The 15,019-nt window shown below is 61.1% G+C and carries 9 protein-coding genes; 7 read left to right on the forward strand and 2 right to left on the reverse strand.

Translation table 11 applies throughout. The features are described 5' to 3' along the window. Positions 1–372: 372 nt before the first annotated feature. Together A3714_RS05360 and gshB are read right to left on the reverse strand one after the other, a co-directional pair. Positions 373–1,248: an energy transducer TonB gene (locus A3714_RS05360; RefSeq protein WP_063509840.1), complete on the reverse strand. Its 876-nt coding sequence runs from the start codon at positions 1,246–1,248 to the stop codon at positions 373–375. 64 nt (positions 1,249–1,312) lie between these two features. Then, positions 1,313–2,266, reverse strand: a complete 954-nt coding sequence (gene gshB / locus A3714_RS05365; protein WP_062815158.1) for a glutathione synthase — start codon at positions 2,264–2,266, stop codon at positions 1,313–1,315. A 243-nt stretch (positions 2,267–2,509) separates the two neighbouring features. Between gshB and pilG the strand changes: the two genes are divergently transcribed. The 7 genes from pilG to A3714_RS05400 all read left to right on the forward strand — a co-directional run bounded on the left by pilG (position 2,510) and on the right by A3714_RS05400 (position 14,970). Beyond that, complete coding sequence (gene pilG, locus A3714_RS05370) at positions 2,510–2,893, forward strand: twitching motility response regulator PilG (protein WP_007148837.1); 384 nt, start codon at positions 2,510–2,512, stop codon at positions 2,891–2,893. 32 nt (positions 2,894–2,925) lie between these two features. Beyond that, complete coding sequence (pilH, locus tag A3714_RS05375) at positions 2,926–3,294, forward strand: twitching motility response regulator PilH (protein ID WP_062815157.1); 369 nt, start codon at positions 2,926–2,928, stop codon at positions 3,292–3,294. A 13-nt stretch (positions 3,295–3,307) separates the two neighbouring features. Continuing rightward, positions 3,308–3,856, forward strand: coding sequence for a chemotaxis protein CheW (locus A3714_RS05380; protein ID WP_062815156.1), 549 nt, complete (start codon positions 3,308–3,310; stop codon positions 3,854–3,856). A gap of 59 nt (positions 3,857–3,915) precedes the next feature. After that, positions 3,916–5,940, forward strand: a complete 2,025-nt coding sequence (locus A3714_RS05385; protein ID WP_062815155.1) for a methyl-accepting chemotaxis protein — start codon at positions 3,916–3,918, stop codon at positions 5,938–5,940. A gap of 31 nt (positions 5,941–5,971) precedes the next feature. Further along, positions 5,972–6,850, forward strand: a complete 879-nt coding sequence (locus tag A3714_RS05390; RefSeq protein ID WP_063509839.1) for a protein-glutamate O-methyltransferase CheR — start codon at positions 5,972–5,974, stop codon at positions 6,848–6,850. Positions 6,851–6,913: 63 nt separating this feature from the next. Next, positions 6,914–13,966 carry an Hpt domain-containing protein gene (locus tag A3714_RS05395; protein ID WP_063509838.1) on the forward strand — a complete coding sequence of 2,351 codons (7,053 nt, stop codon included), beginning with the start codon at positions 6,914–6,916 and terminating at the stop codon, positions 13,964–13,966. Continuing rightward, positions 13,963–14,970 carry a chemotaxis protein CheB gene (locus tag A3714_RS05400; RefSeq protein ID WP_062815152.1) on the forward strand — a complete coding sequence of 336 codons (1,008 nt, stop codon included), beginning with the start codon at positions 13,963–13,965 and terminating at the stop codon, positions 14,968–14,970. Before A3714_RS05395 ends, A3714_RS05400 begins: the two co-directional genes overlap by 4 nt. Positions 14,971–15,019 lie beyond the last annotated feature (49 nt).

Raw genomic sequence — 15,019 nt, forward strand, 5'->3', positions numbered from 1 at the left:
GTGGGAGAGCTGCAAGCGTCGGGAGGCTAGATAGGCACCCTTTCCCGATATCGGGCAGATTGCCTGCGGGAACGATGGCGCGAATCAACCTTTCAAGATGCGACTGTAGGAGCACCTCTCGAGGTGCGAATCCGAGCATCGGCGAAGGAAACGTACAATGGTAACCACCGGATCCCTCTAAAAAGACCTGTCGAATGCTGACAGGCCTGATCGTCCTGCGGACGATTTCCGCGCAAGCGCGGTCGCGCCTCGAGAGGCGTTATTCGCTACGCTCACCCTTCGGGCCGCACGGAACTACGTGCGTTACTCCGCTACGCTCCGTTCCTACAGCGGCTTCGTAGAAATGACGAAGTCCTGCGTAGCTCGTCTCTATTATTTCGACGACACCCGCTGGTTCTTGTCGAACTTCCAGGTGCGGATGATTTCCAGCACGTCCATGTTCTTGCGCATCTCCGCCGTGAAGGGATCGAAGGGGGCGGCCAGTCGCACGCTCTGGATGGCCGCCTGATCCAGGAAGGTGTGGCCGGAGGATTTCAGCAGACGCACCTCCTTCAGTTTGCCATCTTTCTGGATCGCCACCATCAGCCGTACGGCGCCAAAGGTATTGCTGTTCAGGGCCCGGGACGGGAAATTGCGGGTGCCCATGGCTTCCACTTCACGGCGGAAGCTGTCGATGTACTGGGCTTCGTAGTGGGCCTTGGCGGATACCGAGGTAAGGCGACGAATCCGTGGGCGCTTGGCGTAGGCCTGTTTCTGGGCATCCAGGCGGGCCTGCAGGCTGGCGATTTCCCGGCTCAGGTCCTGCAGGTTTTCCTGTTTGGCCACCTTGAGCGGTTTCGGGTCGGTTTTTTCCTGCTGGTCCGCGTTGACCTTCCGGTCGCTGGCGCGGGCGGTGGTAATAACCAGCAATTGGGACTGGCGATCGCGGCGCTCCCGGGTGGTCTTTTCCTTGAGCTGCACGTTGTCGAGTTTGTTGTCGGCGAAGTCCACCTGCTCGGTGGTGGTCAGTTCCTGTTTTTCCGCCAAATCACCGGAGCCCAGCTGGTTGCTCTGGGCAATAAAGTCCGCCTCGTCCGGCGCGTCATCGCTGCGATGCTGGGACAGGGTCACTTCCAGGGTATGGGGGGCGGCGCGCTGTTTCTCCGGGGCAAAGCTGACCCCGAAGATGAGTATGCCGTGGAAGGCCAGCGCCAGAAACACCGTAAAGGTGAGACGATCTGATGCACTGACGGTGGAATTGGCTGCCATGGTTTCTTCTTTTTGTTACTGCCTTTGATCGGCCGGAGAGTGTGCCCCGGCCCGCACTCATCGTCTATGACGGCTGCCGCAACTCCAGCAACATGTCGAACAGCTGGCCGGCAATGTTGATATTGAAGATCGCGTCCAGCTCGCGGATACAGGTGGGACTGGTCACGTTGATCTCGGTGAGATAATCACCGATCACGTCCAGACCCACAAAATACAGACCCTTGCGCTTGAGGGTAGGCCCCACCTGCTCACAGATCCAGCGGTCCCGGTCGCTCAACTCCCGCCCCTGGCCGGTGCCGCCGGCCGCCAGGTTGCCGCGCAACTCACCCTCCTTGGGGATCCGCGCCAGCGCATAGGGCACCGGCTCGCCATTGATCATCAGGATGCGCTTGTCACCCTCGGTGATCTCCGGCACGAAGCGCTGGGCCATGATCGGCGTCTTGCCATGCTGGGTCAGCACCTCGATCACCACCGAGATATTGGGGCTGTCCTTGCGCACCCGGAAGATATTGCTGCCGCCCATGCCGTCCAGCGGCTTCATCACAGTGTCACCGAACTCCTGTACAAAATCGCGCAGCAGTCCGGACTGGCTGGACACCAGCGTAGGGGCACAGCACTGGGGGAAGTCGGTGGCAAACAGCTTTTCATTGCTGTCGCGAACACTGCCGGGCCGGTTCACCACCAGTACACCTTCCCGTTCCACCTTTTCCAGCAGGTAGGTGGCATAGATGTATTCTGCGTTGAACGGCGGGTCCTGGCGCATCAGGATAATATCCAGATCGGCCAGATCGTGATTCACGGCATCGGCCAGACGGTACCAATCGTCGTTATTGTCGGTGACGGACAGTGCCCGAGTGGCCGCAAAGGTGCGACCATCGCGCACATACAGATCCGCCGGCTCCATGTAGAGCAATGACCAGCCACGTCGTTGCGCTTCCAGCAGCATGGCGAAGGTGCTGTCTTTCCAGGGTTTGATTTTGGCGATGGGGTCCATCACCACACCAATACGCAAGCTCATGGGGTCTCCACAGACAATAAAGCGGGCCGGGGAATCTTAGCAGTGCAGGCCGCCTATCGCTATGCAGGGATGCGCGGGGCATTTTCTCAAGTTTCATAGGGTCTTATAGATTGATTGTAGAATCTGTGTTAAAAACTTCGCTTGGGCTTATATCGCTACACACCCCGCCCATCGAATTACTAGAAAGGCCAAAAATTACAATAAGTTGCGGCCAAAAACGGTTCACGGTTAAAGGCAGTTTCCATGACTGACAATTTCCAAGACCTCAAGGTAATGGTGATCGACGATTCCAAAACCATCCGTCGCACCGCGGAAACCTTGTTGAAGAAAGCAGGTTGTGAAGTGATCACCGCCACCGATGGCTTCGATGCCTTGGCCAAAATCGCCGACAGCAAACCCAATATCATCTTCGTCGACATTATGATGCCGCGTCTTGACGGGTATCAGACCTGCGCCCTGATCAAGAACAACAGTGCCTTCAAGGCCACCCCGGTGATCATGCTGTCGTCCAAGGACGGCCTTTTCGACAAGGCCAAGGGGCGAATAGTGGGGTCCGACGAGTATCTGACCAAGCCGTTTTCCAAGGACGAGCTTCTCGGCGCGATTCGACAGCATATCAACGGTTAAGCGACAGCGTCGCTGAGCCTGAAGAGGATAAGATGGCACGTATTCTGATAGTGGATGACTCTCCCACCGAAACCTACAAGTTGCGGGAGATTCTGGAAAAGCACGGCCACGAAGTACTCGAGGCCGCCAACGGGGCTGATGGCGTGGCCATGGCCCGCTCCGAGCTGCCCGAACTGGTGTTGATGGATGTGGTGATGCCTGGCCTGAACGGCTTCCAGGCGACCCGCCAGCTCACCAAAGGCGCCGATACCGCGCACATTCCCATCGTTATCGTTACCACCAAGGATCAGGAAACCGACCGTGTCTGGGGCAAACGCCAGGGCGCCAAGGACTATCTGACCAAGCCGGTGGACGAGGATGTGCTCCTGCAAACCGTCGACCGCATGCTGGCCGACGGCTAATCCGGAGCCCACGATGAGCGCAACTGCTTCCGCCGCCTATATCCAACTGGCCGACTACAACCGTCGCTGCCGTGAGCAGGCCAAAGACCTGCCCATGCAGCAGGATGCGGTGAGCTACTGGAGCGGTGTGGGCTTTGTGATGGATGGCAAGAAATACGTGGCACCGCTGGATGAGGTTTCCGAAATCCTCTCGGTGCCGGCCTACACCCGCATTCCCGGCGCACGCAGCTGGATGAAGGGCGTGGCCAATGTCCGGGGCCGACTGATGACCGTGATGGATCTCAGCGGCTTTCTGGAAAAGAGTTCACCGGTCCAGGAAAAACGTCGGCGACTGCTGGTGCTGGACCAGGACGACTTGTACACCGGCATGACGGTGGATGAAGTACTGGGGATGCAACATTTTCCCATTGATGAATTTGTGGAATCACTGCCGGTCAGCGACAGCAGCGTGACGCCATTTGTGCGCGGCGCCTACCGGCGGGACGGGGAGTACTGGTCCGTGTTCAGCCTGACTCGGCTGGCAGAGGATCCACGCTTTATGCAGGTCGCCCGCACCGGCTGATCCGCAGACAAGCATTTGGGGTACATAAGAAGAGCGAACGCCAGGCCAGGAGCCAGACTATGAAGTTCAATTCGGGAGCAATCTTTGACAAATTGCGGGGGGGCGCGGAAGGCAGCACGCTGAATATCGCGCTGTATATCGGGCTTGCCGTCTTTATCGTCCTGGCGGTGGTGAACTTTCTGCTGTCCGCCACCACGGCGAACCAGGCCCAGGAAAACATTACCCTGGCCTCGGAAATGCGCGTTATTTCCCAGCAAATCGCCAAGAACGCCCTGGAAGCGGCTGCCGGTAACGCGGACGCTTTCGAGCTGCTGGCCAAATCCCAACAGAGCTTCCAGTCTGCCTGGGATGATGTGAAAGACGAGCCGGTCGAGAACCCGGAGGTGAAAGAACGCCTGAGTAGCCTGTGGTCCGAAGTGAACAGCAACGCCGGCACCATCCTGCGCGGGGAAGATACGGTTCTGGATCTGCACGAAGTGGCAGATACCCTGGCCCAGACCATTCCTTCCCTGCAAGCGGAATACGAAGGCGTGGTAGAGATCCTGGTTGCCACCGGTGCCGAGCCGGATCAGATCGCGTTTGCCCAACGTCAGTCCCTGCTCGCAGAACGGATTCTCAGCTCCATCTCCAAGGTACTGGAAGGGGGCGATGGCGCGGTGATCGCAGCGGATGCTTTCGGTCGTGACGCCAGCCTGTTCGGTCGGGTCATGAATGGCATGATCGAAGGCGACGACGCCATGGGCATTGACCAGGTGAACGACCCGGATGCCTTGGATTACCTGGCTGAAATTGCTGACCTGTTCGACGAATTCGTTAACCAGTCCGTGGACGAAATTCTGGAAACTGCTCCCGAACTGTTCCAGGTACGTAACGCGGCCGACACCATTTTCCGCCGTTCCCAGGATCTGCTGCAGGAATCCAGCAACCTCAACACCCAATTCGAAGGCTCCACCAACACCTTCTTCCCGTCCGTGACACTCGGTGGCCTTTCTGCCGCCATCGCGGTGCTGCTGTTCTTCCTGATCATGGCGCAACGTAACCGTCAGGCGGCCGCACTGAAGGACGAACTGGAAAGCGAAAACCAGCGTAACCAGGCGGCGATTCTGCGTCTGCTCGACGAACTGGGCGACCTGGCGGATGGTGACCTGACCGTACAGGCTACGGTAACCGAGGACTTCACCGGGGCCATCGCTGACTCCATCAACTACTCCATTGACCAGCTGCGCAGCCTGGTACAAACGATCAACAACTCGGCGGTACAGGTGGCCTCTGCGGCCCAGGAAACCCAGTCCACGGCTATGCATCTGGCCGAGGCCTCCGAGCACCAGGCCCAGGAAATTGCCGGGGCCTCTGCCGCGGTGAACGAAATGGCGGTCTCCATTGACCAGGTATCCGCCAACGCCGCCGAATCCGCCGCGGTAGCGGAACGGGCGGTAGCCATCGCCAACAAGGGCGCCGAAGTGGTACAGGCGACCATCCACGGCATGGACACCATCCGCGAACAGATTCAGGAAACCTCCAAACGGATCAAGCGTCTCGGTGAGTCTTCCCAGGAGATTGGTGACATCGTATCCCTGATTAACGACATCGCCGACCAGACCAACATCCTCGCATTGAACGCTGCCATTCAGGCATCCATGGCCGGTGAAGCCGGCCGGGGCTTCGCGGTGGTAGCGGATGAGGTACAGCGACTGGCGGAACGTTCCGCTGCTGCGACCAAGCAGATTGAAACCCTGGTAAAAACCATTCAGACCGATACCAACGAAGCGGTAATCTCCATGGAAGCCACCACCGCCGAGGTGGTAAAAGGGGCCCGCCTGGCGCAGGACGCTGGTGTGGCACTGGAAGAAATTGAGAACGTATCGAAAACCCTGGCGGACCTGATCCAGAACATTTCCAACGCGGCGCGCCAGCAGGCCGCCTCCGCGGGTCACATTTCCAACACCATGAACGTGATCCAGGAAATTACCTCGCAGACCTCCGCCGGTACCACCGCCACTGCGCGGTCCATTGGTAACCTGGCCGAGATGGCGCAGGAGATGCGTAATTCCGTTGCCGGCTTCCGCCTGCCGGAGCACTCCTGATCCGGCTCGCGCCGGTTAGCGGGGTGATGCTATGGGTGCTGCCGTGACAGACCGCTGGTCGATCAAAAGCACGCCCGCCATGGATGCGGAGCAGTTCCAGCTATGGCAGGCGCTGCTCGAAGAGCGCACCGGCATGACCCTGTCCAACGAGCGCAAGACCTTTCTCGAAACCAGCTTGAGCATTCGCATGCGAGAGCTGGGCATCGAGGACTACAACACCTATTACGAACACCTGATGGTGGGCTCCACCGAATCCCGGGCCATGGAATGGTCGGTACTGGTGGACCGGCTCACGGTTCAGGAAACCAGTTTTTTTCGCCACCCGAGCTCCTACGCTCTGGTGGAAGAATTCGTGCAGCGCTTCAAGGCAGAACAGCCGGACGGCGCCAACCTGGATGTGTGGAGCGTGGGGTGCTCCACCGGCGAGGAAGCCTACTCCCTCGCCATGATGATCAATGAGCAGCTGAACGACACGGATCGCAAACTGTTCTACGGCATCACCGCCACCGATATCAGCCTGCCCACCCTGGCCAAGGCCCGCAAAGGGGAATATCCCGCGCGCCGGGTACTGCAGGTGGACCCGCAATTGCGGGAGAAATATTTCCAGCCCAGCGGCAACGAACAGACCCTGGCCGTGGCGCCCGTGCTGCGCGAACGCATCTGTTTTGCGCGGCTCAACGTGCTGGATCTGAGCACTGCGCCAATGAACGACATGGATCTGATTTTCTGTCAGAACATGCTGATTTACTTCCGCCGCTGGCGGAAACGTCAGATCGTCAACCGACTGGCGGAACGGCTGGCGCCCGGTGGCATTCTGGTACTCGGTCCCGGGGAAGTGACCGACTGGCAGCATCCGGATCTGGAACGCATACATTTCGCCGATACGCTGGCTTTTCGGCGCTGTCGATAAGCGCTGTAGATAATAAAAAACCTGCCCGCAGTGACGGCAGGTTTGAGTATGACAGGAGACGTCATGAGTGACCGTCACGACTATCTGGCTCTGGACTGGGTTCGCGGGGAGATCCAGGAAACCCTGAACCAGGCGCAGCAGGCACTGGAAGCGTTCGTGGATACCCCGGACGACGCCACCCGCATGCGTTTTTGCCAGGCCCATCTGCACCAGGTGTACGGCACCCTGCAAATGGTGGAGTTCTACGGTGCTGCTCTGCTCGCCGAAGAAATGGAAAAGCTGGCTCAGGCGCTGCTGGAAGCCCGGGTCGGCAACGTGGGAGATGGCCAGGAAACCCTGATGCGGGCCATCCTGCAGCTGCCGCCTTATCTCGATAGAGTAGCCAGCAACCGGCGCGACCTGCCGGTGGTACTCCTGCCCCTGCTCAATGATCTGCGAGCCGCCCGTGGCGAACCGCTGCTGTCGGAAACCGCCCTGTTCAAACCGGATCTCACCGATGCCACCGGCCGCGGCCAGATCCCCGAAGACCTGCTCAACGACCCGCGCTTTATCCAGCTGGCCAAGAAAATCCGCCAGATGTTCCAGATCGCCCTGCTCGGTGTGCTGCGCAATGACAATATGGGCGAGAACCTGGGCTACATGGCCAAGGTCTTCACCAAGCTGGAGCAGATCACCGGCGACGCCCCTCGCGCTCCCCTGTGGAGCATCAGCAATGCCCTGGTGGAAGGGCTCTCCGAAGACGCCATTGTCCTGGGCACCTCGGTAAAACTGATGCTGGGCCACGTGGACCGCAACCTGCGTGAACTGGTCAGCGACGGCGCGGCCAGCCTGAATCGTCCGGCGCCCACGGAACTGCTCAAGAACCTGCTGTACTACGTGGCCAAGGCGGACGCGGACAGCCCGCGAATCCGAGACGTGAAAGCCCGTTTCCGTCTTGACGATGCCTTGCCCTCCGATGACCTGATCAACGCGGAACGGGCCCGCATGACCGGCCCGGATGCCGAAGCCATGAATTCCGTGGTGAAGGCGCTTTCCGAAGAGATCACCACCGTCAAGGACGCCCTGGAAGCCTTCGTCCATAACGGCGAAAGCGATGCCAGCAAGCTGCATCCACAGACCGTGACCCTGAAACAGGTGGCCGACACCGTGGCCGTACTGGGCCTGGGCCAGCCACGCACCCTGGTGGAAGAACAGCTCCACGCGGTAGAGGACATTGTTGCCGGTAAACGCCCTGCGGAACGCGAAACCCTGATGGATATCGCCGGCGCCCTGCTTTATGTGGAAGCGACCCTGGCCGGTATCAGCGGCGGCGACCGCCGCGGCAAATCCTATAACGGTGATCAGAACGACGTGCCCGGCCACGTGGGCCAGGCCATGGAAGCGGTACTGCGCGAATGCCGAGCCGGCCTGGAAGAGGCCAAGGACGGTATCGTCGAATTCATTGCGTCCCAGTGGAACCCGGAACATCTTCACCCGGTACCGGAACGACTCAGTGCCGTGCGCGGCGGCCTGGAAGTGATCCAGCTCAACAAGCCGGCACTGATATTGCGCCAGTGCGTGCAGTTCATTCAGGAAAAACTGCTTGATGCGGACCAGCCCAAGCCGGACTGGCGCAGCATGGACACTCTGGCGGATGCCATCACCTCGGTGGAGTACTACCTGGAACGTCTCAGCGACGATCCGGAAACCACCGACGATATCCTGCAGCTGGCCCGCGCCAGTGTGGACGCGCTCGGTTATCCCCTGGATCAGGGCAGCGGCTTCGGCGATGACCCGGTGGAAGTGGAACGCATCGAGCTGGACGCCGACGTGCAGATCGACAGCGATGCCACTGGCCAGATCGGCGACAGCGACGACCACACCGAGGAGTATCCGGAGTCGGACATTTCCCTGGAGCCGGCCTTCAACGATCCCGCCGAAGTGACCTGGGACACCGCGGATGACCAGGACGACCCGACTCTCGAGATTACCGGCCTGGCGCCCACTGGTCAGGACACGGACAGCGCGGAGCCAGAAGCATCGGAGACCACCGAAAACCTGGCGGATGAAGACGATGACAATCTGATCGATGATGAAATCATCGAGATTTTCCAGGAAGAAGTGGGCGAAGTGCTGGAAGCCCTGGACCAGTATTTTCCCCGCTGGGCCGCCAACACCAGCGATGAAGAGTCCCTGGTGGAATTCCGGCGCGCCTTCCATACCCTGAAAGGCTCCGGCCGAATGGTCGGTGCCAGTACCGTGGGTGAGCTGGGCTGGTCCGTGGAAAACATGCTCAACCGGGTGATTGACCGCACCATTGAGCCCACCGCCGTACTCATTGATCTGGTGCAGGAAGTCCGCAACCGGGTACCCGCCCTGGTGGATGCCTTTACCCAGCGACAACCGGATCCGTTCGATGTGCAGCCCCTGGCCGACGCCGCCGATACCCTGGCCGCCGGTGGACAGATCGATCAGGTACCGGCTATCGCGGGCCAGACCGGTAGCGACACCCTCCCTGCGGACAGCGCTGACACCGTCGACCAGGACGACGACACCCTGGAACTGACCCTGCCCGCAGACAGTGACGGGTTCACGGACCGCAGCGATGACCACGGCGACAGCCTGTCCGTGGAAGATCTGGCCGCCTTCAACGACGCCAGCGACGATGACACGACGCTTGATTGGGAAAGCGACGATGCGTCAGATGATGGCATCATCGAGTTCAACCTGCCCGAGGCCGACGCCCCGCAAACGGACGCACCCGCCCAGCCGCTCGACACGGACGCCAGCAGCGACAGCGAAATTGACAGCCTGGCCGACATTCCGGACATGAGTGACGGCGATGACCTTCCGGCAGAGAGCGCCAGCGAGGAAGGCTCGGACCCGGTACTGCTGGAAATCTTTGCCAGCGAAGCCCTTCGCAATCTGGCATTGATTGAGGAGTGGCTGCAGACCGTGGACCCGGACCTGTCCGAGCACAGCCTGGACGACAGCGTTCACCGTGCCCTGCACACCCTCAAGGGCAGTGCCCGCATGGCAGAAATCGAAGCGGTGGCGGAAGTGGCCGAGCCGGCCGAGAAACTGGTGCGCGACCTGATCAGCAGTAACCGCCGGGCCAGCAGCCAGCAGGCCGAACTGCTGCGCCAGGCCCACCAACTGGTGCGCGACAACCTGGAACAACTCGACCAGGCCCACCTGCCCGGTGCTGATGCCCTGATTGCCGCCCTGCAGCAACAACGGGACGGACTGGCCGAACAACGGGATTCCGGCCCGGACCCGCACATCCTTTCCGTCTTCCTGTCCGAAGGCATGGACCTGATCGTGGATGCGGAGCAACTGCTTGAGCAGTGGTCCAAGAATCCGGAGCAGACCGAAGAGCTGGTGAAACTGCGCGACGAGCTGCAACTGCTCTCCAACAGCGCCACCACCGCCGGGCTTGGCGAAATTCATGCCCTGGCTGCGGGCCTGGCGGCCTGCTACAGCGCCGTGGAATCCGGCCGGCTGGCGTACAGCGAACAGATGTTGTCCCTGGCCGGCGAAGGCCAGGATGCCCTGGTCAACATGATGGACTGCCTGGCTGCCGGCCAGACCGTGCGCCCGGAACTGGGACTGGTGGATGCCCTGCACGAACTGGCAGAAAGCAGCGGCCCGGACGACGATGGCCCCGGCTCCGGCACTCGTGCGCCACAGTGGGATGACGCCTTCTCTGATCACACTGCCGACACCCCGAAAGCGGACAGCGATGCGGATACCCAGAGCTGGGCCGACAGCAATGAATATCAGGCCCATATGGATCCGGAGCTGGTCAGCCTGTTCCTGGAAGAGGCCGAAGAAATTCTGGAATCCGCCAGCCACACCCTGGATCAGTGGGAAGAGGGCGATGCCAGCAATGTGGATGGCCTGCAGCGGGACCTGCACACGCTCAAGGGCGGCGCCCGCATGGCCGCCGTGGCGCCGGTGGGAGACCTGGCCCACGAACTGGAAAACCTTTACGAAGCCTTCAATACCGGCCAGCTAGAGGCGGATCCGGCCCTGTTTGCCCTGCTGCATCGCTGCCATGACCGGCTCGCCGACATGATCGACGGCCTGCGCGCCGGCCGCACCCCCGACAGCGCACCGGAACTGGTCAGTGCCATCCAGGCCTTCCTGCGTGGCGACACGACGGCTGCCGACATCCCGGGCACCGTTGTTACCTCCCCGGACAATGACGACCTTGCTGACCACACGCCTTCCGATTTTGCTGCAGACACCGGTCCCGCGCCCGTTGCGTTTGAGGACGCGCCCAGCATGCCGGCGCCCCCTCAACCGGAGCGTGACCCGGAGCTGGTGGAAATCTTTCTGGAAGAAGCGGATGAAATTCTGGAGTCCGCCGGCAGCAGCCTGGAACAGTGGATCAGCGAGCAGGACAACCTGATCGAACTGCAGTCACTGCAACGGGACCTGCACACCCTCAAGGGGGGTGCCCGCATGGCCGAAGTCCGGGAGCTGGGCGATCTGGGCCATGAACTGGAAACCCTGTACGAGGGGCTGGCCCAGAGCCGTCTGGCTGTTGAAACAACCCTGCTGGATCTGTTGCATCGCTGCCACGACAAGCTCGCGGAAATGGTCGAGGCGCTCAAGGCTGGCGAGCCGATTCCCCAGGGCGACCTGCTGATTCAGGCCATCCACGACTACGTGGCCGACCCGGCCGGCTTCAGCCTGCCCACCCTGGCCACCAGCACACCGGCAGATCCTGCGCCCGCGGCAGCCACGGAGACGACCGCCCCGGCCAGTGAACCCGACGACAATGAATACAGCGACTGGGAATCCGACAGCGACCCGGAAATCCTGGAAATTTTCCTGGAAGAATCCGATGAACTGGCAGAGATCATTGACGCCTGCCTGACCTCCTGGAAAGACCATCCGGAGAGCCAGGATTTCACCGACGATCTCAAACGCGCCCTGCACACCCTCAAGGGCGGTGCCCGACTGGCCGGCCTGAAACCCCTGGGCGACATCAGCCACGATTTCGAAACCTATCTGCTGGAACTGGAAAAACGCCGCGAAGCGCCCACCCAGGAAGACTTCCAGCCCATGGTCAACTGGTATGACCAGATTGTCCGCGGCATGGAATCCGTGGCCCGCAGTGCCCGGCGCCATTCCCCTTCTCCCGCCCAGGAGACCGGCACCACACTGGCACCGGCGGCGGACAGCGCGCCACAACCGCAGCAGCCCAAACAGGATGATCGTCGCCAGCGCCAGAACCAGGCCCAGCCCCAGGAAATGGTGCGGGTGGGGGCCGACGTGCTGGAAGCCCTGGTGAACCTGGCCGGGGAAACCTCCATTAACCGCGGTCGGGTAGAGCAGGGGATTTCCGAGTTCACCTTCAACGTTGAGGAAATGGGCAACACGGTTCAGCGTCTCTATGAACAGCTGCGACGGCTGGATTCGGAAACCGAAGCGCAGATCATGTCCAACTACCAGAAGGGCGTGGACCGGGGCGAAATCGACGAGGATTTCGACCCCCTGGAAATGGACCAGTACTCCGAGCTGCACCAGATCACCAAGCAGCTGTCGGAATCCGCCTCGGACTTGCTCGATCTGAAGAACACTCTGCTGGACCGCACCAAGGACACGGAAACCCTGCTGCTGCAGCAATCACGAATTAACACCGAGCTGCAGGAAAAACTGATGCGCACTCGCATGGTGCCCTTCAGCCGCCTGGTGCCCCGCCTGCGTCGCATCGTCCGGCAGATCTCCGGCGAAGTGGGCAAGCGGGTGGATTTCGATGTGCTCAATCCGGAAGGGGAACTGGACCGCTCCCTGATGGAGCGCGTGGTCGCGCCCCTGGAGCACATGCTGCGTAACGCGGTGGACCACGGTATCGAAACCCGGGAAGGCCGCCAGAGTGCCGGCAAGGCCGACACGGGCCGCATCAATCTGGAACTGGGCCGGGAAGGCGGCGAGGTGGTGATCACCCTGTCCGACGACGGCAAGGGGATCGACACGGATGCGGTACGCCGTAAAGCCGTGGAGCGTGGCCTGATCGCCCCGGATGCCCAGCTCTCCGAGCAGGAAATCCAGCAGTTTATTTTCCACGCCGGTTTCTCCACCGCCGCCGCCGTCACCCAGATTTCCGGGCGCGGCGTGGGCATGGACGTGGTGGCCAGCGAAATCAAACAGATGGGCGGCTCGGTGACCATCGATTCCCACAAGGGGCAGGGCACCCGCTTTATCATCCGCCTGCCGTTCACCCTGGCCATGAACCGGGCCCTGATGGTGAAAGCCGCCGAAGATACCTACGCCATCCCGTTGAACCAGATCGAAGGTATCGTGCGCATCAGCCCCTTCGAACTGCAGCATTACTTCGAAGAAGACAACCCGGTCTACACCTATGTGGGCCAGGACTATGAACTGCAATACCTGGGCAACTTCGTCCATGGCACCCGCAGCCCGCATCTGGACAATCACACCACTCCCATGCCGGTACTGCTGATCCGCAGCACCGAGCACACCGTGGCCATCGTGGTGGACAACCTGGTGGGTTCCCGGGAAGTGGTCGTGAAATCCGTTGGTCCGCAGCTGGCCTCGGTGGCCGGTATCAGCGGCGCCACCATCCTCGGTGATGGCTCCGTGGTGATCATTCTCGATATCCACTCGCTGATCCGTGCCGCCCACGTGCAGGTGCCGGCAATGGGTGTCGCCGATATTCCGGTACTGCCTCAGGAACCGGTTGAGCAAGACGACCAGGACACCGACACCAGACGCGATACTCCGTTGGTCATGGTCACCGATGACTCGGTCACCGTGCGCAAGGTCACCACCCGTCTGCTGGAGCGGAACGGCTACGAGGTGGTCACCGCCAAGGACGGCATGGATGCCATCGCCAAGCTGGAAGACATCCGCCCGGATGTGATGCTGCTGGATATCGAAATGCCACGCATGGACGGCTTTGAAGTGGCCACCCATGTGCGCCACGACAGCCGCCTGAAGGACGTGCCGATCATCATGATCACCTCGCGCACCGGCGAAAAACACCGCGAGCGGGCCTTCGATATTGGCGTGAACTGCTACATGGGCAAACCGTTCCAGGAGAACGAACTGCTCTCCACCATTCGCGAACTGCTGGGCGAATTGCAGGAAACCGGTGACGAATGACCGCCCCGGGCCGGGTCGGCGTGATTGCCGACAGCACATTGCAGGGCCACCTGCTATCCAGCGCTGTGAAGGCCCAGGGGTATCAGGTGGTGGTCAACACGGACCCGGAAGCCCTGGAACAACGCTGGCTGGCGGAAGGCGCGCTGGACCTGTGGGTGGTGGACCTGTCCAGCGAAGATCGCTGGCAGAGCTTTCTGGATAATCTGCTGGAAGAGGCCGCCGCGCCGATTCTGTTCTGCGATGGTCAGGCACCGGCCCGCACCGATGCCCGCTACCCGAAATGGGAACGGCGGCTGGTGACCAAGCTGGTGGACTTCATCGGCAAACCGGCGGTGGAAGAACGTCTGGACGTGATCCCGCAACGGCCACCAACCGTAAAAATCCCCACCCCCCGGGAATTTGAAACCATTCGCCCGGGCGACCGGCCCCGACGGGTCTGGGTGTTGGGAGCCAGCCTGGGCGGGCCGGCGGCGGTAAAACTGTTTCTTGATTGCCTGCCGGCCAATCTGCCGGTGGCCTTCGTGCTGGCCCAGCATATTGATGGCAGCTTTCTGGACACCCTGTGCGGAGTCCTGGGCCGGGACAACAATATTGATTGCAAAGTGGGCGTGGACGGCAGTGCCCTGCGGCACGGGGAACTGGCCATTGCCCCGGTGGATTATGCGGTCAAGTTCCGCCACGACGGTCGCATCCAGTCCACGGGCCAGGCCTGGGAGGGCCCCTACGCGCCCTCCATCGATCAGGTGATACAGCATGTCAGCGAGGGCTTCGGCAACGCCTGCGGCGCCATCCTGTTTTCCGGTATGGGGAACGATGGCGCCATCGCTGCGCCGCGGCTGGCCGCCAGCGGTTGCCCGGTGTGGGCACAGAGCGCCGATACCTGTGCGGTCAGCAGCCAGCCCGATTCCGTCCGCGAGACCGGCTGTGTCAGCTTCAGCGGATCACCGGAGCAGCTTGCGCTGCAGCTGGTGGAACGGTTAAGAAGAGAATTAAAGTCTGCATGAAGGAACACGTTGCCGGTTTCACATTGCCACGCGGGAAATGGCAACGCGG

Source organism: Alcanivorax sp. HI0007, from assembly GCF_001635525.1.
Taxonomy (GTDB): domain Bacteria; phylum Pseudomonadota; class Gammaproteobacteria; order Pseudomonadales; family Alcanivoracaceae; genus Alcanivorax.